This is a genomic window from Streptomyces sp. NPDC058240, from assembly GCF_042882135.1.
GTDB lineage: Bacteria > Actinomycetota > Actinomycetes > Streptomycetales > Streptomycetaceae > Streptomyces.
This window is the reverse complement of the sequence record NZ_JBHVWT010000013.1, coordinates 41,068-64,553: the sequence shown is the minus strand read 5'-3', so window position 1 is coordinate 64,553 and position 23,486 is coordinate 41,068. Positions and strand designations below refer to the sequence as shown.

Annotated in this window: 17 protein-coding genes and 3 pseudogenes; 10 read left to right on the top strand and 10 right to left on the bottom strand. The window is 70.6% G+C overall.

The window, feature by feature from the left end; all coding sequences use genetic code 11:
- Positions 1–30 precede the first annotated feature (30 nt).
- Positions 31–480 (bottom strand): annotated as a pseudogene (locus tag ACFVX4_RS21610) (beta-galactosidase trimerization domain-containing protein); the annotation flags it as partial.
- Positions 481–566: 86 nt separating this feature from the next.
- On the opposite strand from ACFVX4_RS21610, the gene ACFVX4_RS21605 reads away from it, so the two are divergent.
- The gene (locus tag ACFVX4_RS21605; protein WP_389979710.1) at positions 567–1,622 is read left to right on the top strand and encodes a LacI family DNA-binding transcriptional regulator; all 1,056 of its coding nucleotides are present in this window, start codon (positions 567–569) and stop codon (positions 1,620–1,622) included.
- Positions 1,623–1,871: 249 nt separating this feature from the next.
- On the opposite strand, the gene ACFVX4_RS21600 is transcribed toward ACFVX4_RS21605, so the two are convergent.
- Complete coding sequence (locus ACFVX4_RS21600; protein WP_389979707.1) at positions 1,872–2,654, bottom strand: HAD hydrolase family protein; 783 nt, start codon at positions 2,652–2,654, stop codon at positions 1,872–1,874.
- Between the two features lie 150 nt (positions 2,655–2,804).
- Between ACFVX4_RS21600 and ACFVX4_RS21595 the strand changes: the two genes are divergently transcribed.
- On the top strand, positions 2,805–3,200 hold the full coding sequence (locus tag ACFVX4_RS21595; protein WP_385333844.1) for a molybdopterin-binding protein: 396 nt from the start codon (positions 2,805–2,807) through the stop codon (positions 3,198–3,200).
- Positions 3,201–3,409: 209 nt separating this feature from the next.
- Positions 3,410–4,400, top strand: a pseudogene (locus tag ACFVX4_RS21590) (xanthine dehydrogenase family protein molybdopterin-binding subunit); the annotation flags it as partial.
- Here ACFVX4_RS21590 and ACFVX4_RS21585 read toward each other — a convergent pair.
- Together ACFVX4_RS21585 and ACFVX4_RS21580 are read right to left on the bottom strand one after the other, a co-directional pair.
- The gene (locus tag ACFVX4_RS21585) at positions 4,376–5,065 is read right to left on the bottom strand and encodes a M24 family metallopeptidase (RefSeq protein ID WP_389979704.1); all 690 of its coding nucleotides are present in this window, start codon (positions 5,063–5,065) and stop codon (positions 4,376–4,378) included. The pseudogene ACFVX4_RS21590 and the gene ACFVX4_RS21585 sit on opposite strands and share 25 nt — an antisense overlap.
- Before the next feature lie 240 nt (positions 5,066–5,305).
- Entirely contained in the window at positions 5,306–5,776 is a 471-nt protein-coding gene (locus tag ACFVX4_RS21580) for a molybdopterin-dependent oxidoreductase (protein ID WP_389979701.1), read from the bottom strand.
- A 138-nt stretch (positions 5,777–5,914) separates the two neighbouring features.
- On the opposite strand from ACFVX4_RS21580, the gene ACFVX4_RS21575 reads away from it, so the two are divergent.
- From ACFVX4_RS21575 to ACFVX4_RS21560, 4 genes are read left to right on the top strand one after another with little or no spacing between them, the layout of a single operon-like run.
- Positions 5,915–6,301 (top strand): molybdopterin-binding protein, encoded by a 387-nt coding sequence (locus ACFVX4_RS21575; RefSeq protein WP_266423563.1) that lies wholly within the window; start codon positions 5,915–5,917, stop codon positions 6,299–6,301.
- 35 nt (positions 6,302–6,336) lie between these two features.
- Entirely contained in the window at positions 6,337–7,164 is an 828-nt protein-coding gene (gene modA / locus ACFVX4_RS21570; protein ID WP_389980015.1) for a molybdate ABC transporter substrate-binding protein, read from the top strand.
- Positions 7,161–8,021: a molybdate ABC transporter permease subunit gene (gene modB / locus ACFVX4_RS21565; protein ID WP_389979697.1), complete on the top strand. Its 861-nt coding sequence runs from the start codon at positions 7,161–7,163 to the stop codon at positions 8,019–8,021. Before modA ends, modB begins: the two co-directional genes overlap by 4 nt.
- Complete coding sequence (locus ACFVX4_RS21560) at positions 8,018–9,094, top strand: ABC transporter ATP-binding protein (protein ID WP_389979694.1); 1,077 nt, start codon at positions 8,018–8,020, stop codon at positions 9,092–9,094. The genes modB and ACFVX4_RS21560 overlap by 4 nt, the downstream gene beginning before the upstream one ends.
- Positions 9,095–9,206: 112 nt before the next feature.
- Here ACFVX4_RS21560 and ACFVX4_RS21555 read toward each other — a convergent pair whose 3' ends face one another.
- Together ACFVX4_RS21555 and ACFVX4_RS21550 are read right to left on the bottom strand one after the other, a co-directional pair.
- A complete protein-coding gene (locus ACFVX4_RS21555) occupies positions 9,207–10,583 on the bottom strand; it encodes an ATP-binding protein (RefSeq protein ID WP_389979691.1) in 1,377 nt (458 codons plus the stop codon).
- Between the two features lie 3 nt (positions 10,584–10,586).
- Entirely contained in the window at positions 10,587–11,264 is a 678-nt protein-coding gene (locus ACFVX4_RS21550; protein ID WP_389979688.1) for a winged helix-turn-helix domain-containing protein, read from the bottom strand.
- 148 nt (positions 11,265–11,412) lie between these two features.
- Here ACFVX4_RS21550 and ACFVX4_RS21545 point away from each other — a divergent pair, with 148 nt between their 5' ends.
- Complete coding sequence (locus tag ACFVX4_RS21545; RefSeq protein ID WP_389979685.1) at positions 11,413–11,610, top strand: hypothetical protein; 198 nt, start codon at positions 11,413–11,415, stop codon at positions 11,608–11,610.
- Between the two features lie 170 nt (positions 11,611–11,780).
- Here the strand turns inward: ACFVX4_RS21545 and ACFVX4_RS21540 are convergent, their stop codons facing one another.
- The 3 genes from ACFVX4_RS21540 to ACFVX4_RS21530 form a co-directional block, all read right to left on the bottom strand.
- The gene (locus tag ACFVX4_RS21540) at positions 11,781–12,464 is read right to left on the bottom strand and encodes a BPL-N domain-containing protein (protein ID WP_389979682.1); all 684 of its coding nucleotides are present in this window, start codon (positions 12,462–12,464) and stop codon (positions 11,781–11,783) included.
- A gap of 11 nt (positions 12,465–12,475) precedes the next feature.
- Positions 12,476–16,564 (bottom strand): Pls/PosA family non-ribosomal peptide synthetase, encoded by a 4,089-nt coding sequence (locus ACFVX4_RS21535; protein WP_389979679.1) that lies wholly within the window; start codon positions 16,562–16,564, stop codon positions 12,476–12,478.
- 295 nt (positions 16,565–16,859) lie between these two features.
- Positions 16,860–17,153 (bottom strand): hypothetical protein, encoded by a 294-nt coding sequence (locus ACFVX4_RS21530; protein WP_389979676.1) that lies wholly within the window; start codon positions 17,151–17,153, stop codon positions 16,860–16,862.
- A gap of 632 nt (positions 17,154–17,785) precedes the next feature.
- On the opposite strand from ACFVX4_RS21530, the gene ACFVX4_RS21525 reads away from it, so the two are divergent.
- A complete protein-coding gene (locus tag ACFVX4_RS21525) occupies positions 17,786–21,529 on the top strand; it encodes a S8 family serine peptidase (protein WP_389979673.1) in 3,744 nt (1,247 codons plus the stop codon).
- Positions 21,530–21,712: 183 nt separating this feature from the next.
- Positions 21,713–22,834, top strand: a complete 1,122-nt coding sequence (locus ACFVX4_RS21520) for a PP2C family protein-serine/threonine phosphatase (protein WP_389979670.1) — start codon at positions 21,713–21,715, stop codon at positions 22,832–22,834.
- A gap of 252 nt (positions 22,835–23,086) precedes the next feature.
- Here ACFVX4_RS21520 and ACFVX4_RS21515 read toward each other — a convergent pair.
- Positions 23,087–23,314 (bottom strand): annotated as a pseudogene (locus tag ACFVX4_RS21515) (hypothetical protein); the annotation flags it as partial.
- Positions 23,315–23,486: the final 172 nt, after the last annotated feature.

Genomic DNA, 23,486 nt, shown 5'->3' with positions numbered 1-23,486 from the left:
GGCGGATAGTTGGTACTGCTGTGGTGCGATTCAGGGGGCGGGTTGCCGGAGTACGGCGACCTCCCGGGGCGGTAGTACGAGGTCGCCCTCCGTCGCGGGGCCGACAAGGAGCTCACCGGTCACTCCGGGCAGCGGCACCGGCACGTCACTGCGGTTGACCAGGAAGAGGTAGCGGCTGCCGGCGTCGCGGCGCACGGTCAGTTCGATCAACCCAGTCGCTTCGTACGGGAGTTCACTCGTCACGTCAGCCGGTGCGAGGAGTGTGGGCAGCAGCGCGACGAGGCCTTCGGCGCCGAGGCGGGTGGAGACGTACGCGGCCGAGCCGCCGCCCGTCGTGCGGCGGGTGACGGCCGGGCGGGAGGCGTACGTCCCGCTGCGGTAGCGGGCCAGCACCTCCACGTCCGGCCCGGTGACGGTGATCCGGTCGGTCCACAGGCTGCCGATCACCGCGTTGTCGAGGCCGACGGTGACGCCATTCGGTGGCGGCATGTCTACACCGCCCCATTGATCACGGTCAAGAGTCCGTCTCGCCGGTATACGAACGAGGCGGCCGGTGAGGGGGGACGGTGGGAGCAGCGGACAGCACCGCGGCGCGTGGCGGGGCCGACGGCCGACGCCGTACGCAGAACGCGTCGATGGCGGACGTCGCCCGGGTCGCGGGCGTCTCCTCGCAGACGGTGTCCCGCGTCTCCAACGGCTTCCCCGGCGTCAACGAGGAGACGCGGCAACGGGTGCTCGCGGCGATGAAGGAGCTCGGCTACCGGCCCAACAGCGCGGCCCGCGCGCTCAAGCGGGGCGAGTTCCGCACGATAGGCGTGATCACCTTCACGCTGTCCACGACGGGCAACGTGCGCACGCTGGAGGCCATCGCGACATCGGCCGCACAGGAGGGGTACTCGGTCACACTGCTGCCGGTCGCGGTCCCCACCCAGGACGAAGTGCGCGGCGCCTTCTCCCGGTTGGGCGAGCTGGCGGTGGACGCGGTCATCGTCATCATGGAGGTCCATCTGCTCGACTCGGCGAGCCTGTCGCTGCCGCCGCACGTGAAGATCGTGGTCGCGGACTCGGACGCCGGAGACCGGTACGCGGTCGTCGACACGGACCAGGCGGGCGGCACGCGGGACGCCGTGCAGCACCTGCTCGGCCTCGGGCACCGCACGGTGTGGCACCTCGCCGGACCGGAGGCGTCGTTCGCGGCGCAACGCCGAACGGACGGCTGGCGCAGGACACTTGAGGAAGCGGGACGCATGCCGCCACCCCTCGTCCGAGGCGACTGGTCGGCGGAGTCGGGCTACCGCGCGGGCCTCCATCTGGCCGAACAGGCCGACTGCACCGCGGTGTTCGCCGCCAACGACCAGATGGCACTCGGCCTGCTGCGCGCCCTCCACGAACGCGGCCGCAAGGTCCCCCAGGACGTGTCGGTCATCGGCTTCGACGACATCCCGGAGTCGGGCTCGTTCCTTCCCCCGCTGACCACGGTCCACCAGGACTTCGCCGAGGTCGGCCGCCGCTGCGTGGAGAGCGCCCTGCGCCAGGTGCGGCAGGGCGAGGCGGAGCGGGGAACGACGCTGGTGCCCACGCGGCTCGTGGTGCGGGACAGCACGGCGCCCGGACCCGGCTGACGATGCACCGGCGGCCGGGGAGCACGGAGAGGGCTCCGACCCGCGAGGCAGGATCTGGCCGGGCGGCCCGCGCCTCGTCGGTGCGTCGGCCGCACCGGGTCGCGGGGTGCGGTGCCGGGGCGGATCCGAAGGCGACGGCCCGTGGGACGGACCTTCGGGCGCCTGACCACGGGCTCCGTACTTTGTCGGCACGGGATGGACTCATCGCGAAGACGGGCCGAGGCCGTCAGGCACGCGTGACGCCCGCGATCACACCGCCCGGACAATGTCCTGGGCCGCCTCGGCCAGCAGTGAGATCTCGGCCGCGACCGCCTCCGGGTCGGCCGCGACGGTGACGTGGGCGACATCGTCCAGACCCGGGTGCGAGCCGACGCGTACTGCCCGCTCCGCGTTCCGCAGCAGATCGAAGTCATTGATGTCGTTGCCGAATGCGACGTACTCGCCGATCCCCATCCACCTGAGGGCTTCCCACTTCGTCGTCGAACCCGGCGCAAAGTCGATGATCGCCTCGTCGAGGTGGTGATTGACCGTCATCCCCAGCCCACGGCCGACCTCGGCGAGTGCCGCCATGTCCGACGCACCGACGACGAGGAACTTCACGACCTCGGGAAGCTCGGCGATGTCCACCATTCTCGCGAGGTTGCCCTGATCGACACGGCCCCGGATCGGATGGTCCGCAGGTCCGGTGTAGGCGTAGTCCCAGGGGCCGTCGGCGAGGTATGTCGCTTCGTACTGCCCGACCGCTTCCAGCAGCGCGCCGAGTCCGGCGGGATCGAACGCGGCCCGAGCCCGAATCTCGCTGTCGACCGAGACGAGACTCCCGTTCCCGCCGATCAGTCCGGCGGACGCGAAGGCTCCGTCGAGGACGGGCAGCAGGTCCCGGACAGGCCGGGCGGAAGCGAACACCACATGATGGCCGACGCGCTCGCACTCGCCGATCGCCGCGAGAATCCGATCATCGATCGTTCGTCCGTCGAAGCAGAGCGTGCCGTCGATGTCGAAAACCAGTGTGCGGGCGCGAAATTTGATCATCAACGGATGATATCCGGCCGGCCAACGGCGACGAGCCGGCGCTGGTGACCACACCTGATGCCGGACACCGCCGCCAGCCCGGACAGCTACCGACCTGACCGGACCAGTGCGGTGGGCAGGTCACCCGCGGATGGGCCTATCTTGGCGCGTATGCAGTTCTACACAATCGGCCAGGCCGCCCGGCTCCTTGGTGTGAGCCCCGACACCGCGCGGCGCTGGGCCGACGCAGGCCGGGTGGCCACCCATCGGGACGAGGGCGGACGGCGGCTCATCGAGGGGAAGGATCTTGCCGCCTTCTCCGTGGAGCTGGCCAAGGGCGGTGGCGGTGAGGAGGACGCTTCGTACACCTCGGTCCGCAATGCCTTCCCCGGGATCGTCACCGCGGTGAAGCTCGGTGACGTCGCCGCCCAGGTGGAGATCCAGGCCGGCCCGCACCGGCTGGTGTCGCTGCTGACGCGGGAGGCCGTGGAGGAGTTGGGGCTGGAGGTCGGAATGGAGGCCACGGCCCGGGTGAAGTCGACGAACGTGCACATCGACCGCGTCTGACCGAGAAGCGCCGGCCTCCCCGTGCGCAACGCATTCACCGGCATCGTCACCGCTCCGACCGTAGGTGGAGGTCCGGCCGGGGCCGCACCGAGTGGGTGTCGCTCGCGACCCGGGAGCCGGTCGGGGCACCCGGTCCCGTGGTCGTCGTCAGGGTCACCGCACGCGTGAAGTCGACGAGCGTGCTCGTCGAGTGCCTGTAGGGGCCAGATCGCGCCCAGGCGGAGCCTGCCACCGAGCCCGTCCCCGAGGGCTGGCTGGTAGGCGAGGGCACCGCCCTGGCGGTGATCGCCACCGGTCCGCCCGGCGGTCACATCGCCGACGCACGGGCCGCCCTCCTGCCCGACGAGAGCTTCGAACTTGGCGTCGGTACGGCGGAGTTCGGCGACGGCACCACCACCGTGCGCCGCCAGATCGCGGCGGGCGAACTCGCCACCACCGCCGACCGCATATCACCGTCCGCCAGTCCGACACGGACGTCGTACGCCACGACACCGGCGCCTTCGCCTCGACGGGCGTCGTGGTCGCGGGCAAGGCCACCCTCCGTGCCTCGCGCGCCCTGGCCGACATGCTCCTCGACTTCTCCGCCGCCCATCTGCGGGTCCCGCGCGCCGGCTGCCTGCTCACCGAGGAGGCAGTGCTCCACCCCGGTGGACGCCTCCCGCTGAAGGAGCTTCACGCGGCCGCGCAGGCGGTCGGGGTCGCCTTCACCGCCGACGGACACTTCGGCGGCACCCCGCGCTCGGTCGCCTTCAACGCGCAGTGGTTCCGGATCGCCGTGGACCCGGGCACCGGGGAGATCCGCATCCTGCGCAGCGTGCACGCCGCCGACGCGGGCAAGGTCATGAACCCGATGCAGTGCCGCGGCCAGGTCGAGGGCGGTGTCGCCCAGGCGCTGGGCGCGCCCCTCTTCGAGAACGTCCGCATCGACGAGCGGGGCGAGGTCGAGACGGCTGCCTTCCGCCGCTACCGGCTCCCCCAGTACGCCGACATCCCGCGCACCGAGGCCCACTTCATGGAGACGGCCGACGCCATCGGGCCCCTCGGCGCCAAGTCGATGAGCGAGAGCCCCTTCAACCCGGTCGCCCCCGCCTTCGCCAATGCCCTCCGGGACGCGACGGGCGTCCGGTTCACCCGGCCCCCCTCACCCGCGACCGGGTGTGGCTCGCGCTGTCGGATCAGAGCGTGAGCAGCTCCTCGTAGAAGCCGCCGAACTCCCGCTCCCGGTCGACGAGATGGATCTCCAGGATCCAGTGGCAGCGGCGCCCGGCCTTGTCGGTGCGCCGCATCGGGGTGTCGTTGGCGGGCGTGATGTACGACTCCATGTCCGCGCCGTCGATCCGCTCGTGCGGGAACTCCCCGACCAGGTGCCCGGCGTGCCAGCAGCCCAGCTCCCAACCGGCCTGCGCCGCCAGCCGTTCGATTTCGGCGTACAGCCGCGCGCCCGTGATCTCCGGGTCGGCCCCGAAGAAGCGCCGGCCCGCCGCGAAGACCTTCGGCAGGTCGTCGTGCAGCCGGTGCTTGACGGGGTCGTTGCCGAGGACGAAGGTCCGCCCGAAGTCGGCCTCGTACTCCTCGAAGATCGGCCCGAAGTCGGCGAACACGATGTCGTCCGCGCCGATCAGCCGGTCCGGCGGATTCTCCCGGTACGGCATCAGCGTGTTCGGCCCGGAACGCACGATGCGCTTGTGCCAGTGCCGGGTCGTGCCGAACAGCTCGTTCGCGAGGTCCCGGATCCGGTCGCTGACCGCCCGTTCCCCTTCGCCGGGCGCGACCAGCCCGCGCTCCTCGATCTCCGCGAAGAGCCGCTCGGCCTTCGTCTGGGCGTCCAACAGTCGTGCCGAGCGCGTGGGTTCGTCATCCGCCATGGGACCGACCGTAGCCATCCGGCTCACCTCCGGCAACGCGATTCCTGTGCGGGTGGCTTCCGCCGGCCCTCCGCCGGGAATGGCGATCCGCCGATCTGCCGGGCATCGCCGGGGCGGACCACGCCGTCCACCGCCACCGATGGCGGCCGCGCGCGGCACATGCCGGACGGTCAGGACGCCCTCGGTTCCACCCGGCTCACAGCTCGCCCTCCGTCCTTGCCGTACGGGTACGGCCCGGTGTCACGCCCAGGAGGCGTAGCCGCCGTCCACCCGAATCGCGTTGATGCCGCTGATGTGCCGGGCCCCGCAGCGATCCTGGGGCAGGACGAGCTGGGCGCCGGCGCGGTCGAGCGCAGTGCCGTCGATCGTGGCGGCGAGCAGTACGGGCGCGCGGCCGAAATCGGGGTCGATCTCCGCCCAGGACAGCAGGGCGTGGTGGCCGTCCGCGCCGGACACCGCGATCAGGAAACGCAGGCGGTCCTTGCGGCGTGCGGGGTCGAAGACGGGACCGGCCGCCGACAGGACGTCGTGCAGGAGCGGCCCGGTGAAGCGGTGGTGCTGGATACCGCTGGTGGCGCACTCGAAACTGACGTCGGCCTCGTGCTGCGGCCAGACGAGCAGGTCGGGCACCGTCAGGCGGACCGGACGGGTCAGATCGCCGGCGAGGGCGAATTCCGCCACCGGGTCCGCCGCTGCGGGGGACTGACTCACGGGCTACCACCTCCCGGATGTCCCTACCCGGACAGCCATCCTGTACAAACGCACATGCAATCCGGTCAGATCCATGATCCGGCTCATGCAAAGCCACAGAAGACTTTTCCCTCGCATCTGCGGCAGTATCATCGGCGCATGCACACCTACCGGATCGGGGATGCTGCCGCCTTGCTCGGCGTCAGCGCCGACACCGTGAGGCGTCTGGTCGACGGCGGGAAGATCACCGCCGAGCGCGACGGGACCGGCCGCCGGATCATCCCCGGGCCGGCCCTCGCGGCCTACGCCCGGCAGTCGCGGCGTACGGAGCGGGATTCCACCGGGTCCTCGGCCCGCAACCGCCTCTCCGGCATCGTCACCGACGTGATCCTCGGGGACGTTTCGGCGCAGGTGGAGATCCAGGCCGGGCCGTTCCGGGTGGTGGCGATGGTCAGCCGCGAGTCGGCTGAGGAACTGAAGCTGGAGCCCGGTGTTCCGGCGATTGCCGTGATCAAGTCGACCAACGTGGTCGTCGACAGACCGTAGATGTGTCCGTCAGGACCAGAGGGAGTGGACCCGTGATAACCCGTACTGCGCGCAGGACCCGCCGGACCCTGCAGGTGGCAGGTGCAGGCGCCGCCGCGCTGCTGGCCCTGAGCGCCTGCTCCTCGTCCGACGACTCCTCGTCGGTGAAGTCGGACTCCTCCACCCCGGCCTCCTCGTCGGACAAGCTGTCCGGCACGGTGACCGTGTTCGCCGCGGCCTCGCTGAAGGAGAGCTTCACGGCCCTGGGCAAGGAGTTCGAGAAGCAGCACCCGGGTACGAAGGTGACCTTCAGCTTCGGCGGCAGCGACTCTCTCGCCGCGAGCATCACCGGCGGTGCGCCGGCCGATGTCTTCGCCGCGGCCAGTCCCAAGACGATGAAGATCGTCACCGACGCGGGCGACGCCTCCGGCACGCCCGCCACCTTCGTTCGCAACCAGTTGGAGATCGCCACTCTGCCGGGCAACCCCGACAAGATCTCCTCCCTCAAGGACCTCACCGGGTCGAGCCTGAAGGTCGTGCTCTGCGACAAGGAGGTGCCGTGCGGCGCCGCCGCCCAGAAGGCCCTCGACGCCAGCGGACTCAAGCTCACTCCGGTGTCGTACGAGCAGGACGTCAAGAGCGCCCTGACCAAGGTCGAGCTGAAGGAGGCCGACGCGGCGGTCGTGTACAAGACCGATGTGAAGGCGGCCGGTGACAAGGTGGAGGGCGTGGAGTTCCCCGAGTCGGCCAAGGCCGTCAACGACTACCCGATCGCGCTGCTCAAGGACACCCCCAACGCCGATGCCTCCAAGGCGTTCATCGCGCTGGTGCAGTCCGCCGAGGGCCAGAAGGTCCTGACCGGGGCCGGGTTCCTGAAGCCGTGACCTCGACCGCGAAGTCCGACGCCGCGACCGGCGCCCCCCGGGGTGGGCCGCGGCGTCGGCGTGTCCGGGCGGGTGGTGTCCGCGGCGTACCACTGCCGCTGCTCGTGCCCGCGCTGATCGGCCTGGCATTCCTGGTCGTGCCCCTGGTCGCCCTGCTGGTACGGGCCCCGTGGCGCAGCATGCCCGAGCAGCTGACCAGCGCCGAGGTATGGCAGGCGCTCCAGCTGTCCCTGATCTGCGCCACCGCCGCGACCGCGGTGAGCCTGGTCATCGGGGTGCCGCTGGCCTGGCTGCTGGCCCGGGTCGAGTTCCCCGGCCGCGGCCTCGTCCGCGCTCTCGTCACGCTCCCGCTCGTCCTGCCGCCGGTCGTGGGCGGTGTGGCGCTGCTGACGGCGCTCGGCCGCAACGGCATCGTCGGAAAGTGGCTGGACTCCTGGTTCGGCGTCACCTTGCCGTTCACCACGGCGGGGGTCGTGGTCGCGGAGGCGTTCGTGGCGATGCCGTTCCTCGTCATCAGCGTCGAGGGCACCCTGCGGGCCGCCGACCCGCGTTACGAGGAGGCGGCCACCACCCTGGGCGCGTCCCGCTTCACCGCGTTCCGCCGGGTCACGCTCCCGCTGATCGCGCCGGGCATCGCGGCCGGCGCGGTCCTGGCGTGGGCCCGCGCGCTCGGCGAGTTCGGCGCGACCATCACCTTCGCCGGCAACTTCCCCGGCCGTACCCAGACCATGCCCCTCGCTGTCTACCTCGCCCTGCAGAGCGATCCGGAGGCGGCGATCGCCCTCAGCCTGGTGTTGCTGGCCGTGTCCATCACGGTGCTGGCCGGGCTGCGTGACCGTTGGATGACCGCCGGATGACCGAGACCCACGACGACCGCACCAACACCGCCCCGGACGGGCTCGACGCCCGCCTCGTGGTGGACCGCGGCGCCTTCCGCCTCGACGTGGCACTGACCGTCGTGCCCGGCGAGGTGGTCGCCCTGCTCGGCCCGAACGGCGCCGGCAAGACCACGGCCCTGCGCGCGCTCGCCGGCCTGACACCGCTCACCGGCGGTCACCTGCGGCTGGACGGCGCGACGCTGGAGCGTACGCCGCCGGAGTCCCGCCCCGTCGGCGTCGTCTTCCAGGACTACCTGCTCTTCCCCCACCTGACCGCCCTGGACAACGTGGCGTTCGGGCCGCGCTGTCAGGGGGCGACCAAGGCGGAGGCACGTGCGCAGGCCGCCGAGTGGCTCGACCGCCTGGGTCTCGCGGATCACACCGGCGCCAGGCCTCGGCGGCTCTCCGGCGGCCAGGCACAGCGCGTCGCCCTCGCCCGCGCCCTCGCCACCCGCCCGCGCCTGCTCCTCCTCGACGAGCCCCTCGCCGCCCTCGACGCCCGTACCCGTCTGGAGGTTCGCACCCAACTCCGGCACCACCTGGCCGAGTTCGAAGCGGTCGCCGTACTCGTCACGCACGACCCGCTCGACGCCATGGTCCTCGCCGACCGCCTGGTCGTCGTCGAGCACGGCGAAGTCGTCCAGGAGGGCAGCCCGTCCGACATCGCCCGCCATCCCCGTACGGACTACATCGCGCAGCTCGTCGGCCTCAACCTCCACCGGGGTCACGCGGACGGCCACACGGTCCGCCTCGACACCGGCCCCGCCATCACCATCGCGGAGCTCCTGTCCGGACCGGTCTTCGTGGCGTTCCCCCCGAGCGCCATCACCCTCCACGGCAGCCGCCCCACCGGCTCCAGCGCCCGCAACGTCTGGCGCTGCGAGGTCGCCGGTCTGGAGACCCACGGCGACCAGATCCGCGCCGCCCTCACCGGCGACCTCCCCCTCGCCGCCGACCTCACCACGGTCGCCGCCGCCGAACTCGACCTGCACCCGGGGGCGGAGGTCTGGGCGACGGTGAAGGCGACGCAGACCCACGCTTACCCCGTCTGAGGACGCGCGGGGGACAGCGGTACGGCCGTCATCGGTCGTCCGTCCCGCGATGAGCAGCCTGATGACCCGCATGCCCCCGCGGACTCCTGCCGGGTCCGTCCCTGCGTGGCGACTACGGTTCTCCTGTCGGCAGTTGGACGACCAGCCGTGTACCGGGATGGTTGTCCTCGATGTGGGTACTGCCGTGGTGGGCCGTGACGATGTCGCGGACGATGGCGAGGCCGAGCCCGCTGCCGCCGGTGCCCCGTGCACGGGCGTCGTCCAGGCGGGTGAATCGGCCGAAGACGCGCTCACGGTCGGCCTCAGGAATGCCGGGGCCGTCGTCGGCGACGACCAGGTGTGCGGTGTTGTGCAGCGTATGGAGGCTGATGTCGATGCGGGTCGCGGCGTAGCGCAGCGCGTTGTCGAGGAGGTTGCGTACGACGCGGGCGAGGGCGTCCTCGTCGCCTGTCAGGCGTGCGGCGCCGACGGCGTGCTGGTCGATGACGAGACTGGTGCGGCTGCGGGCCTCGCGCACCTCGGCGAAGACGATCTCGTCCAGGTCCACGGGCCGGGTCCGCAGCCGGGGCCGGGCGTCGAGTCGTGCGATCTGGAGGAGGTCGTCGACGAGACGGTTGAGCCGTTCGGTCTCCCGGAGCAGGTCGGGCGCGAGGGTCTGCCAGTGGGCGGATTCCGGGTGGTGGTCGGCGACTTCGAGGCGGGTGTGCAGGGTGCTGAGGGGGCTGCGCAGTTCATGAGCGGCGTCCGCGATGAACCTCCGCTGTCGCCGGGTCGCGGCGTCCAGGCGGCCGAGCAGGTCGTTGAAGGTCGTGGCCAGTCGGCCGAGCGCGTCGTTGGCGGGTGGCACGTCGAGACGGCGGCTCAGGTCGGACCCGGTGATCTCGGCCGTCTGGGCGCGCATGGCATCCACGGGTCGCAGCGCGCGTCCGGTGAGCAGCCAGACAATTCCGGTGAGCAGGGCGACTACTGCCGGTACGCCGGTGGCCAGGCCTGCGGAGAGTTGCGCCAATCCGTGGTCGACACTCTCGGTGGGCACGGCCACGTACACGGTCACGGGGTTGTGGGGCGTGCCTGCGGGTACGCCGACGGCGCGCCAGGTTCCGTTCTCGTGCTCGGGGATGTCGTGGACGGTGTGGGCGTGCGGGGTCCCGGACCGGCTTGCCGGGAAGGTGAACAGCCGTGGCAGACCACGCAGGTTGGCCGAGCTGGAGAGTACGTCTCCCTTCCCGTCGACGATCTGCACGGCGGCTTCCGCGTGGGAGGTGGCTGGTACTTCTGCGCCGATCTGGTTGCTGTCCACGTCAGCGGCCACGACTTGGGCGCGTTGCAGTACGGTCTGATCGAGGCCGTTGATCAGACTGGCGTGCAACCAGACCACGAGCAGCAGGGCCGCTCCGGCCAGTCCGGCCGTCATGACCAGGGCCGCGGCGGCGGTCAGCCTCAGTCGCAGCGACCGGCGGGCCCACCAGGAGCGGACGTCGGCGGCCATCGGTCATCTCGCAGTGCTGTGGAGTCGGTAGCCGGCACCGCGGACGGTTTCGATGGTCCGGCGGCCGAACGGGGCGTCAATCTTACGCCTGAGATAGCCGACGTACACCTCGACGATGTTGGTGTCGCCGTCGAAGTTCTCGTCCCAGACGTGGGTGAGGATGTCAGTCTTGCTGATCACCTCGTCGGCGTGCCTGAGCAGGTATTCCAGGAGAGCGAATTCCCTTGCTGTCAGGTTGATGTGCCGTTCCCCGCGGCAGCAGCGGTGGCAGGCGGGGTCCACGGTGAGGTCGTCGGCGGTGAGCACGGCGGGCCGGGCGGGTGCGCCACGGCGCAGCAGGGCTCTCAGGTGGGCGACGAGCACCACGTAGGAGAACGGCTTGCTCAGATAGTCGTCGGCGCCGAGGTCGAGGGCATCCGCCTCGTCGTACTCGCCGTCCTTCGCCGTGAGCATCAGCACCGGCGTCCAGACCCTGGCTGCCCTCAGCCGTTTCAGGACTTCGTATCCGGACAGTTCGGGCAACATGATGTCCAGCACGATGACGTCGTAGGGCTCGTGCAGCGCCCGCCACAGTCCGTCCGCTCCGTCGTACGCGATGTCGGCGACGAACCCCTCTGCAGCCAGTCCGTCGGCGATGGCATCGGCGAGCGCGGGCTCGTCCTCGGTGATCAGCATCCGCATGGTGACCTCTCCGTCCACCATAGCCCCGGGCCGAAGTCGCTGTTTCCTGAAAGGACGCTGAGGGGCGAGCCGGTTCTCAGTCTCTTCTCAGTGCCGCAGTCACAGGCTGGAGTCGTCAATCGGAAATGGTCAGTCGAGGAGAGGAACGATGAGCGACCTCAGGGAAGGACGCCGAGGCAGGGACGAGGACGCCCCGGAGCGCAGGCGGTACGACGACAGTGGCGACCGGCGGGAATCCGACGAGCGGCGGGACGACAGGCGGCCCGAAGGACGACGTGAGCCCGGCACCGAGGAACGTGAGCGTCAGGCTCGTGCCTCGCGTGTCACCGATCAGCCACTCGGCTGAATGGCGGAGAAAGCAACTACCGATAGAGAGAAGCGTACTTGGCCGGCCCGTGCCTCGGGTCGGCCGAGTGTGCTTCTCGGCGACATCGGATTCCCGTACGTGTCCCCTGCGTGTCCCCTGCCGAAGCCCCTCAGGCAGGTCAGGCAGGCGTCGCGACGAGGGCTCCCGGGTCACTCCCGCATCACGGCTTCCACCAGTTCCTCGGCCAGGTCCAGGGTGTGCTGAATCGGCAGGCCGTGGTCGGTGTACCAGTCCGCGGTGGCTTCGGGGTGCGGTCCGGTGACCGCCACGCGGCCATGGCCGTACCGGGTCACGAGGGCGGCGGCGGCACCGTTGTCGTAGGTGGCGAGGATCCTCGCGTCGGCGTTCTCGTCGAGGACGAAGAGGGGGCCGTCCTGGAAGAACACGGTGCGCGGACGGCCGCGCCATGTCACCTGGATCACCGTGTCGCGCTCGTCGTCGACCGTGGCGCCCGGGGAGGCGATGTACTGGTCGGTGTCGCCAGGCAGCAGACCGAAGCCCGGGGTGGCTCCGGCGAGGTAGCCGCCGAGGCAGAAGCCCAGATAGCTCCCTCCTCGGTGGACGAAGTCACGTACTGCCCGGCGCTGCCTCCGTAGTCTCCGGTAGGCGGACGAGAGCGTGCCGCCACCGGGCTGGGCGTACAGCGCGGCGTGGGACAGGGTCCGGGCCGTCAGCGGAAGTGCCTCGTCGGGCCCGGTGAATCGGACGTCCAGATTCCATCGAGCCGAGGCGAGGAGCCCCGCGACTGCCTCGGGGCAGCCGGGCTGTGAGGCCGGCCCTCGGTAGACGAGGGCCAGGCGACGGTGCCCGGCGAACGCCTCGGTGTGTGTCATGACGGTCTCCCTCAGTGCGTGGACCGGGCCGGACCGACGGACGCAGGACCGGCAGACGCAGGACCGGCGGACCCAGGACCCACAGACGCAGGACCGACGGATGCCACGGCGGTTCCTTCGGCCGGGAGCCCCTGCCAGTTCGTTCCCGAGGTCAGCCGCTCGCCCTTCATGACCAGCGACAGCGCTCCGAGCCGGACGTCGGCGCCCACCACCGTGTCGTAGAGCACGACCGTCCGCGGGCCGATGCTCGCCCCGGGGCCGACGGTCACCGTCGACATCTTCATCACACGGTCCTCGAACAGATGGCTCTGCAGCGAGACGTGCATGCCGATCTCGGCGTCGTCGCCCACCTCCACCAGGTCGAACTCGGTGAGGAACGTGGTACCGATCCAGGTACGCCGTCCGATGCGGGCTCCGAACCGGCGCAGCACCGGCGGCAGGAACGGTGTCCCCACCAGGAGGCCCACACCGATCGGGACCGCGGCCGCCTCGAACAGTCCGGTGACGAACTCCGTGCGGCGCACGAACAGGCTCCACAGGGGCTCGATGCGCGGCCGGTACTTCCCGGCGACCACCCACTTGGCCAGCACGCAGTACGCGATGACGGCCAACGCGGCGCCCATGGCGAGCAGCGGGGACACCAGCAGGGGCACGAGCGGCCCTGTCCGGTGTGCGGTGTCGGCCAGGGCCAGCAGGTACAGGCAGCCGCTGATGGCCAGTACCGAGGCGGGCATGGTGGTCCGGAGGAACTCGATGGCCAGACGGCCGAGCACGGCCTTGCGGGAAGGCGAGAACGTCAGCCTCTCGGGATACGTCCCGCTGTCCTGGCGTACGGGAAGCCGCAGGGCGGGCGAGCCCAGCCAGGTGCTGTCGGCAGGCACACGGTCCGTGGGCGGGACCGTGCCCACGCCGATCAGGCAGCCCGAGCCGAGCCGTGTTCCGGCCGGAACGAGCGCCGCGTTGCCGATGAAGGAACGTTCGCCGACCTCGGTCGGTTCGAAGGTCATGCGGTCGGCCGCGAAGGAGGCGACGCCGATGCCGGCCATGTCGGCAACGAAGCTGCCGTCGCCGAGAGTGAGCAGGTCCGGGTCGATGTGCGACACGGTGGACACCTCGGCGCGGCGGCCGATGCGGGCGCCGAGCAGCCGCAGCCACGGGGCCGTGTAGAGCGTGGCGTACAGCGAGTTGGTGAACATGAGGCTGTGTTCCAGCAGCTTGTCCGCGATCCACTTGCGTACGCCGAGTGCCGAACGCGCCGGGTGGGTTCCCGGGGGTGTCCTCGGCAGGACCATGCGCTTGCCGACCGCGACGGTCAGGCACACCGTGATCACGAAGACCGGGCCGGACAGCACGGCGGCGGCCAGTCCGGCGGCCGGGCCGCCGTGCAGCCAGGCCCACCAGAGCAGGGAGACACTCGGCAGGACCATGGCGACCGCGGCTGCCTCCAGCAGGACCAGACCGAGCAGGACGGCGAGCAGCTGCCTCGGCTGCCAGCGGTCCGTCTCGCCGCGGGTTCCCAGCATCGCCTCGACAGAGGGCGACAGCGAGGTGACAGGACGTGCGGGCGATCCGGCGCGGCGCGCCCCGGCGGGTACCGGACCGTCCGGGCCCGCCACGGACTGCTCACCGAGCGCGGACCCGGGTCCCAGGCACGCGCCGGGCTCACAGACCGCGTTGGCACCTACGAAGGCCCGCTCGCCGATGGTGATCGGAGCGATCGTGACCCAACCGTCGGCGACCTGCCAGGGACGCAGCACGGCGCCGTAGCCGATCGCGGCGTCGCGGTCGATGCGCAGCAGCGCGGGCAGGCCGATCAGACCGGTGGCGATGGTGGTGTCAGGGCCGATGCGTGCGCCCAGGAGCCGCAGGTAGGGGCCCATCAGGGGTGACCCGCTGAGAACCCGCAGGGGACTGGGGCCGAGCACGAGCACGTCCAGCACCCACAGCCGCAGATAGGTCGTTCCCCACAACGGGTAACGGCCGGGCCTGATGCCCGCCGCCAACGGCCGGGCGAGAGCGACGGGAACGAGCCAGCGCACGGCGAGATAGCCGGCCAGCACGGTGAGGGTGGACCACACCGCGCCCCAGCCCGACTCCTGGCCGTGATGGACCGAGTAGGAGAGAGCCACCGGCCCGGTGAGCAGCAGGAGCAACCCGTACATCGCCACCAGCTGGGCCAGCCCGGCACGCGCGATCCGCCCACGGCTGTGCCGGAGAGCGGCGGGGCGGGGCCGCGCCGTCGGGGCGGGGCGGGCCGCCGCAGAACTCAGGCGTGCCGCGAGCGCCCGCACGGTGGGGTGCTCGTACAGGTCCCGCAGGGTGGGTCCTGCCGTGCCGTCCTGGTCACGCAGCAATGACACGGCACGGGCGGCGAGCAGGGAATGTCCGCCGAGGTCCGTGAAGAAGTCGGCCTCCGCCGACAACTCCCCGGGGGCGATGCCGAGCACCTGGGCCCAGGCGTCACGCACTCTCGTCTCCAGGCCCCCGCGGACCGGCACCACGTGTCCGGTTCCGGCGAGCCGGTGGCCGACCGGTGGCGGCAGTCGTCTGCGGTCGGTCTTGCCGCTGGGCATGACCGGCAGCCGTCCGAGGAAGTCCAGGGTCGAGGGCACCATGTAGGCGGGCAGTGACCGGCGCAGGCGCTCATGCAACCGGGCGGTGAGATCGCTGTCGGAGACTTCGCGGTCCTCGGTGCGCACGACGTAGGCGGCGAGGCGACTGTCGCCGTCGCCCGCAGCCATGAGGGCGGTGCCTGCCTGGGCGACACCGGGGTCCTCCATCAGTACGCTGTCGATCTCCTCCAGTGACACGCGGTACCCGCGGATCTTCACCTCCGCGTCGGCCCGGCCGAGGTACTCGATCTCCCCGTCGGCGGTCATCCTGCCGAGGTCCCCGGTGCGGTAGAGAGGGCCGTTCCCGGGCGCCAGCGGGTGTTCGACGAAGCGGTCGGCGGTCAGGTCCGGTCGTCCCACGTAGCCACGGGCGAGGCCGGGGCCACCCAGGCAGATCTCGCCGACGGCGCCCTGCGGGACGGGTCGGCGCCACTCGTCGAGGAGCACGACCGTGTACGTCGGCAGGGGCCGGCCGATGGTGACCGGCCGGCCCGGAAGGAGCTCCTGCCACGTAGCCGTCACGGTGGCTTCGGTCGGTCCGTACGTGTTGAGCATGCGCCGTCCCGGCCTGCTCCATCGTTCGACGAGTGCGGCGGGACATGCCTCACCGCCCACGACGACGCTGCGGATCCGCGGGAGGTCGCGCGGGACCGTCGCCAGCAGCGTCGGTACGCAGTACAGGACGGTCACCTCGTGTTCCTGGAGGAAATCGGCGAGTTCGGCACCGAGGCGTCCCGGGCCGGCCGGTCCGGCGACGAGCGTCGCTCCGGCCGCCCAGGTCGGCCAGATCTCCTCGATGGAGAAGTCGAACGAGATCGCCATGCCCTGGTACACCCGGTCCCGCGGCCGGACACCGTAGATCGGGGAAACGACCCGCAGGAAGTTGCAGATGCTCGACTGCGCGATCTCCACGCCCTTGGGCCTGCCGCTGGACCCGGACGTATAGATGACGTACGCCAGCGGGTCCTCCGCGCGCCGGTCCTCGGTGGACGGGCGCGCGGACGGCAGCAGATCGAAATCCCCGGCGCACGCGTCGACCTCGACCACCGGGCACGCCTTGTGCGGCCCCGCCCAGACGGCGCCGGAGGCGAGAACGGACGTGGTCAGCACCACGTCGGCGCCCACATCACGCAGGATGAAGGCAACCCGGTCGGGCGGCGCCGCGGGGTCGATCGGAACGAACGCCGCCTCCGCCTTGCAGACACCCAGCATGCACACATAAGTCTCCACGGACTGCGGCAGCAGCAGGGCCGCGAGCCTGCCCGGACCGATTCCGATCCGACGCAGGTAGTGGGCGACTCGATTGGCCCGGACGTCGAGGTCCGCGTAGGTCAACCGGTGTGCACCGCATTCGAGCGCGATGGCTGACGGTGTGCGGTCGCAGGCGGCCTCGAAGAATTGGTTCAGTCTGTCCGCGTCGCCCGTTCTCCTCGATTCGGTCCAGTCACCGATCAGGACGTCGGGCGGCGCGGCAGTGCGGGAGACCATGAACTCCCCCTCATCCGGTGCGAAAGATGCTCGGTCGTCTCAAGCGTGGGCGACACCGGCTGAGAAGAAGCTGAGTCCGATGTTCGGTCCTCTCGGCTCGACATTCAGTCTTCGCGGCTCGGCGAGCAGCGTGATCCGTACGTCCTCGTTCCGATCCGGTCGGCATGTCCTTCGCCGGACGGCTCGTCGGTGCGCGGTTCACACCTGGCAGGGTCCGGCGCGGGCAGGCGTGGACCGAACCCCTGTTGACGGCCTGCCACCGCGGGCGCGTGCCCGCGGCCGTGTACGCGGGGCGTCAGGCACGTCGCAGGGCGGCCCAGCTGCCCCAGCCGGCCGCGGACTCGGTGGCTCTCCACCGTCCGGGCAGGGCGTCGGCGACCTCGTCGGCCGGCAGGTGCAACGGGCCGTCCCGGCCGAGCTGGTTGATCCACAGCGGCACGCCGTACGGTGCCAGGACCCGGGCAGTCTCGGCGGGGAACAGCAGCATGTCGACGGCGGCGACGGCCGTGACCGATGCGTCGGGCAGCGGCAGTGCGCTCGCGTCGGCGCGTATGCGGGCCGGGGAGCGGCCGGCGGCCTGCCGGAGCATCTACATCGACAGATCCAGGCTGATCACCTTGGGGAACGCGGCTGTGAGCAGGGGCGTGAACTGGCCTGTTCCGCAGCCGACCTCCAGGCAGGGACCGACGACACGGAACCGTCCCCGCCCACCGTCCGGAAGTGCTACCCATGACCGCCCCAGCAACCTCTCCGCCAGCCCCCTCGAACCTCAGGCGCATCGTCGCCGCGAGTCTCATCGGGACCACCATCGAGTGGTACGACAACTCATCGCATCAGCGCTACGACCTGCAGTTTTCCCAGGACAGCGGCACGAAAGTCAGAACCGAACCAGCACCGGAATAAGACGTGCTGGGCGGGGCCGGAGAATCAGGCTGAACCCGCGGTGGCCGCGCAGGTGGAAATGTCGGCGCGCACCGTGCAACGGCGCGTCCAGGGGTTGATGGTCCAGGCCGGGGCGACCATCCGCGTCCAGCTCGGCTGGTACGCCCGCCGCCACGGCTGGGCGTAGGGCGAGTCCGTGCTCCGTGGCCGTCACTGACGGGTCTCTGCCAAGGCAGATATCCGCCAGCGCAGAACGGTCGACACGCAAGTTGCCGCCGCGAAAACTCTTCGCAGCACCTGGAACCACCCATTCACCGGGTGCGTGGAGGAGAGTCATCCATGACCAGATCATCCGCGAGGCGGAGGTCCCGGCTGCTCGCAGCGGGGCTGTCGCTCATACTGCTGCCGGCAGGGCAGGCCGTCGCAGCCGGGGCATCGGGGACGGCGGGGGCAGCGGGGGCGGGCACCGACCGTGCCACATCACCCGTGCACACACCCAGCACCGCTCGAACCGTCACCCTGATCACCGGTGACAAGGTGACCGTGACCGACCTCGGCGCGGGCCGGAAGTCGGTCGCCGTGGAGCGTCCCAAGGGCGCGACCGGAGCGGTTCGCAGCGAGATGTCCGACGGCCGGATCACCGTCATACCCGACGAGGCCCGGCCCTACCTCCAGTCAGGCGTCCTCGACGCCGAACTCTTCGACGTCACCGCTCTGATCGAGCAGGGGCTCGGTGACCCGTCATCCGACGGACTCCCGCTCATCGTGACGTACACGAAGAACGCCCGGAGCGCGACGCCCCACGGAGCCCGTCAGGTCCGTGGGCTGCCGAGCATAGGTGGTGCGGCCCTGGAGGCGTCGAAGTCCGGGGAGTTCTGGCGCACGGTCGCACCGGACGTCACCTCCGGGGCACGCGGCGCGACTTCAGGCCGTGCGCGTCTGTCGGGAGGCGTCGCGAAGATCTGGCTGGACGCACGCGTCGACGCCGCGATGGAGGCCAGCAACGCCCAGATCGGCACCCCCGCGGCCTGGGAGGCCGGGCTGACCGGCAAGGGCGTCAAGGTCGCCGTCCTCGACACGGGCGTGGACCTGACCCATCCCGATCTCAAGGACCGGGTGAGCGAGACCAAGAGCTTCATCGACGGGCAGGAGGTCGCCGACCGGCACGGCCACGGCACGCATGTCTCGTCCACTGTCGGTGGCAGTGGTGCGGCGTCCGACGGCAAGGAGAAGGGCGTCGCGCCCGACGCCACACTCGCCGTCGGCAAGGTTCTGGACAACCAGGGTTCCGGATTCGATTCGCAGATCATCGCCGGAATGGAATGGGCGGCCAAGGACGTCCACGCCAAGATCATCTCCATGAGCCTCGGATCGCGGCAGGGCAGTGACGGCACCGACCCGATGGCCCAGGCGGTGAACACCCTTTCCAAGGACACGGGCGCCCTGTTCGTGATCGCGGCCGGCAACGCAGGCTTCCCCGGCAGCATCGGCTCCCCCGGCGCCGCCGACTCTGCGCTGACGATCGGCGCGGTCGACTCCGCCGACAAACTTGCGTACTTCTCCAGCCAGGGCCCGCGCCTCGGCGACAACGCGCTGAAGCCCGACCTGTCCGCGCCGGGCGTGGACATCCTCGCGGCGCGCTCACAGCTCGTGAGCGGCAGCGGCCCGTACACATCGATGAGCGGCACGTCCATGGCCACCCCGCACGTCGCGGGCGTGGCGGCGCTGCTCGCCGAGAAGCACCCCGACTGGAGCGGACAGCAGCTCAAGGACGGGCTGATGAGCACGTCCAAGCAGATCAGCGGCACTTCGTACGAGGTGGGTGCGGGCCGCGTGGACGTCCCGTCCGCGATCGCTGCGCAGATCACCGCGACCGGCAGCGCCGACCTCGGCTTCACCAGCTGGCCCTACGAGGCGAACAAGCCGGTCACGAAGACGCTGACCTACACCAACGCCTCCGACCAGCCGGTCACCCTGGCGCTGACCGCCGAGGGCGCTCCCGCCGGCGTGGTCACCCTCGCCGACTCCACCCTCACCGTGCCGGCACACGGCACCGCGCAGACCACGGTCACCGGTGACGGCACCGCCGCGCCCGTTGGCGCCACCTCCGGCCGGATCGTCGCCAAGGACGGCAGCACAGTGGTGGCGCACACGGCCTTCGGCCTGACCAAGGAGAACGAGCGCTACACCCTCACGGTCCACGTCAAGGACCGCGACGGTGCCGCATCCGCCGCATACGTGGCTGTAAAGGAGTTGGCCAAGGACACAGACCCCTTCCCTGCCACGGTCGGCGAATCCGGCACGCTCAAGCTGCGTCTGCAGCCCGGCATGTACACCTTGTCCAGCTTCCTCGACGTGCGCGGCAGCAGGGGCAAGGACTCGCTCGGACTCGGTCTTCTCACCGAGCCCGAGGTCACCATGGACCGTGACCGCGAAGTCACCCTCGACGGGACGAAGTTGCGGGAGATCCGGGCCGATGTGGACCGGCGGACCGAGACCCGTCAGCTGATGATGAAGTTGAACCGGGCTGCGAACGGCGATTCCTTCACGCAGGCCGTGCAGGTCCCGCCGACGTACGACAGCATCTTCGCGGCGCCGACCCGCAAGCCCGCCACGGGCACCTTCGAGTACCGGACCGTCTGGCGGCTCGGCCTGCCGCAACTCGATGTCGAAGCAGGCGGCAAGCGGCTCGGCGAGACTGCCGTGCAGTACGGATCGGACATGTTCACCGGGAAGAAGCGGATGTCCCTGGTGGACGCGGGCGCCGGAAGCACCGCCGACTACGCCGGCAAGGACGTGGCGGGCAAAGCGGTCGTCGTGCGTCGTACCGACGCGATCACGTCCGCCAAACTGGCCCAGAACGCACAGGACGCGGGCGCCAGGGCGCTGTTCGTCACCGACGAGGTTCCCGGACGGCTGATGGCCGACTTCAGCGGGGCCGACGGGGCGACACGTCCGCTGTACAGCGCGACGGTGAACGCGCAGGACGGGGCGCGGCTGATCGAGGCCGCTCGGCTCGGCCGGGGCGTGGAACTGACCGGCACCGAGTTCACGCCGTATGTCTACGACCTCAGCAAGGGCTACCCGGGGGCGATCCCCGCTGATCTGACGTACCGGCCAGGCAAGAGGGAACTGGCCGTGGTCAACAACAAGTTCCACGCGCCGAAGCCCGCCGACGGCGGCGAGTTCCGCTACTCGATCACCGACGCCTTCCCTTACGGCATCGGCTTCCAGGAGAGGATCAAGTTCCCCGCGGAGCGCACCGACTACATCAGCACCGGCCCCGACCAGGGCTGGCACGAGTCCATGTCCAGCGGCCCGGGCGCCCTCGAGGAGCGCAGCGGCGTCGTGCATTACCGCGGCGGTACGCGCTCCGGGACCGACTGGTTCAAGCCGGTCTGGCACCCGTGGCTGGGTACTGGTCTCGGCTGGGGCCAGCGGCGCGCGGGCAACGACCTGGAGTTCAACACGCCGGGCTGGGGAGACTCGGGACCGGACCACACCGGCTTCGGCGATGTGTGGCACGCGAGCTCGATGACCCAGTTCACCGAGGTGTACGTGGACGGGGTCCAGGTCGACCGGAGGACCAGCTCGGGGGCGTACGCCTGGAATGTCAAGCCGACCGAGCAGGACTTCAAGGTGGTCACCGACACCACCCTGGACCCGGAGGTCTGGCGGCTCTCCACGAAGGGCCACTCCGAATGGACCTTCAAGTCGTCCGCCACGCCGGCCGACCGGTATACGTATCTGCCGATGCTCAACCTCGGGTTCGACGTCGACACCGACCTGCAGGGTGATGTGCGGGCCGGAAAGCGGCTGGATCTCGGGATCTTCTCCGAGTACATAAAGGGCGCGACGGACACCGGGAAGATCACCGGCTCCACGCTGGAGGTCTCCTTCGACGACGGCACGACGTGGACATCCGTCGAACTCGACGGCGTACGCGGCAAGTCCGCCGCCTGGGCCGGCTCCGTGCGGGTGCCGAGCGACGCGCGGTACATCTCCGTGCGGGCCTCGGCCGCCGACAACAAGGGCGGCTCGGTCAAGCAGGAGATCATCCGCGCGGTCGGCGTGCGGAAGTAACCGACCGGGTGGGAGCCGCGCAGTCGGCGGCGCGGCTCCCACCTGCCGCGTGAGCGATGCAAGGGCCGCACCCTGCACGTAGTGCTGCTCACCGCACAGAGGACATCGTCCGGCGGGGCGCGGCTCGCCCGTGGCTGGGCCTGCCTAACGTACGGGGAGTACACCACCTGCCCGGGAGGCCCCGTGACCCGTACTCACCCGAAGAGATTCGCGCATCCTTTCGAGGTCGTCGCACCACCGCGCAATGCCGAAGTCGTGATCGGCGTGATGTCAGTGACGGCCCTGGTGATGGCCCTCGGTGCCCTGTCCGCGTCCCCGGTGTGGCTTCTGGGACTCCTTGTGTTCCTGCCGGGGGCGGCGTCGGCGCTGTGCACCGTACGCCAGACGATGTTTGTGTCTGCATGGACCACGCTTGTGGTGGCCGTCACCGTGGTGGTCCGGCACGGTGACGGACGGTCGTGGCTCGACAGGATCCTGATGATGCTGCTCACCCTCGCCCTGGGCGTGGTCTCCGTCTACGCCTGCCACCGTCGTATCCGCCGCGAGCACGAGACGCTGCGGCTTCGCTCCACCGCCGCAGCGATGCAGCGCCACATCCTGCGCCCTCTGCCTCTGCTCACCGACGACGTCCTGGTCGACGGCGTGTACGAGCCCGTGCAGGAGGACCGGCTCGTCGGCGGCGACATCTACGACGTCGTCGTCTCCCCATGGGGGACCCGGGTTCTGATCGGCGACGTCCAGGGCAAGGGCCTGCCCGCAGTCGGCGCCGCGTTCGCCGTCATCGGCGCCTTCCGTGAGGCGGCCCATCGGGAGCCCACCCTGACCGCGCTCGTCGATGCCCTCGATGCCTCTGTCGTACGGCACAACTCCTATGCTGCACAGACCGGCGACGACGAAAGGTTCGTCACAGCGCTCATCGTCAACGTCGACGCGCACGACGAGGTACAAGTCATCAACTGCGGGCACATTCCGCCGCAGCTGCTGCACGACACCACCGTCACCACGCTGGCCATCGGCTCCGGCGTCCCCCTCGGTCTCGCCGAACTCGCCGCCGAACCCGCGACCGTCGACTGGTTCGCCTTCCCACCCGGCGCGACGCTGCTGCTGACCACCGATGGGCTCACCGAGACCCGCGCCGCCGACGGTACGTTCTACCCCGTCACCGAACGCCTCACCGAGCGCGTGTCGCTCTCTCCCACCGAGCTGCCGCACGCCCTCTACGACGACGCGCGTGCGTTCGCCGGAGAGGGCGGCCAGCACGACGACGTCGCGGTGCTGTCCGTCCGACGGTCACCGCTCCGCTGAGCGCAACACGGCGCATGTACACGCAAACGCGCGACCCCTCGGACGGCATGAAGAACACGGAATGCATCGGCTCGTACACGCCTCGCGCCGCCGCCACGGCGGCCGTGGGATGAGAATGCGTGTGGCCGTGGAGCGTGCAGGGCTCCGCGACACCTCAGGTGACGGCACCCGTCGGTGCTTGTCGGCGTACCGGAACGTCAACGTGGATTTGTCCGTACCCCGCGGTGGATGAGTTCAACGGTCTCTCTCTCGTCACCACCCGGTCCACAGCAGGTGGTTGACGAGCAGGGCGACGACGGCCTGTGCGGTCAGCCAGCCGCGCCGGGTGCCGGTGGGCAGAAGGGCGGCGGCGGGCAGCAGCCAGAGGATGAAGGGCTGCCAGATGCGTTCCGTCTCCGCCGTGCTCATCCCGGACAGGTCGGCGGCCAGGAGTGCCAGGAGCGCCATCAGGGTGAGCAGAATCAGCCGTTGGGTCGCCGTCGACGGACCCATGGCCCGCACGGTGCAGGACGTCGCGCTCACGCTCAGCATCATCGCGGGGCACGACCCCGCAAGTCCACTGTCATGGCCCGCGACGGAAGCCGCTTCCGGGACCTGTCCCCGCGGCCCATGCGGGGAGTACGGGTCGCCTGGGGCCGGGACCTGGGCGGTC

Bases quoted from the DNA above. Each gene is read 5' to 3' on its own strand.
- ACFVX4_RS21575 (WP_266423563.1), top strand. From the start codon at position 5,915: ATGCACACCTACCGGATCGGGGATGCTGCCGCCTTGCTCGGCGTCAGC.
- ACFVX4_RS21540 (WP_389979682.1), bottom strand. From the start codon at position 12,464: ATGACACACACCGAGGCGTTCGCCGGGCACCGTCGCCTGGCCCTCGTC.
- ACFVX4_RS21545 (WP_389979685.1), top strand. From the start codon at position 11,413: ATGAGCGACCTCAGGGAAGGACGCCGAGGCAGGGACGAGGACGCCCCG.
- ACFVX4_RS21595 (WP_385333844.1), top strand. From the start codon at position 2,805: ATGCAGTTCTACACAATCGGCCAGGCCGCCCGGCTCCTTGGTGTGAGC.
- ACFVX4_RS21530 (WP_389979676.1), bottom strand. From the start codon at position 17,153: ATGCTCCGGCAGGCCGCCGGCCGCTCCCCGGCCCGCATACGCGCCGAC.
- ACFVX4_RS21560 (WP_389979694.1), top strand. From the start codon at position 8,018: ATGACCGAGACCCACGACGACCGCACCAACACCGCCCCGGACGGGCTC.
- ACFVX4_RS21525 (WP_389979673.1), top strand. From the start codon at position 17,786: ATGACCAGATCATCCGCGAGGCGGAGGTCCCGGCTGCTCGCAGCGGGG.
- ACFVX4_RS21585 (WP_389979704.1), bottom strand. From the start codon at position 5,065: ATGGCGGATGACGAACCCACGCGCTCGGCACGACTGTTGGACGCCCAG.
- ACFVX4_RS21555 (WP_389979691.1), bottom strand. From the start codon at position 10,583: ATGGCCGCCGACGTCCGCTCCTGGTGGGCCCGCCGGTCGCTGCGACTG.
- ACFVX4_RS21535 (WP_389979679.1), bottom strand. From the start codon at position 16,564: ATGGTCTCCCGCACTGCCGCGCCGCCCGACGTCCTGATCGGTGACTGG.
- ACFVX4_RS21550 (WP_389979688.1), bottom strand. From the start codon at position 11,264: ATGCGGATGCTGATCACCGAGGACGAGCCCGCGCTCGCCGATGCCATC.
- ACFVX4_RS21600 (WP_389979707.1), bottom strand. From the start codon at position 2,654: ATGATCAAATTTCGCGCCCGCACACTGGTTTTCGACATCGACGGCACG.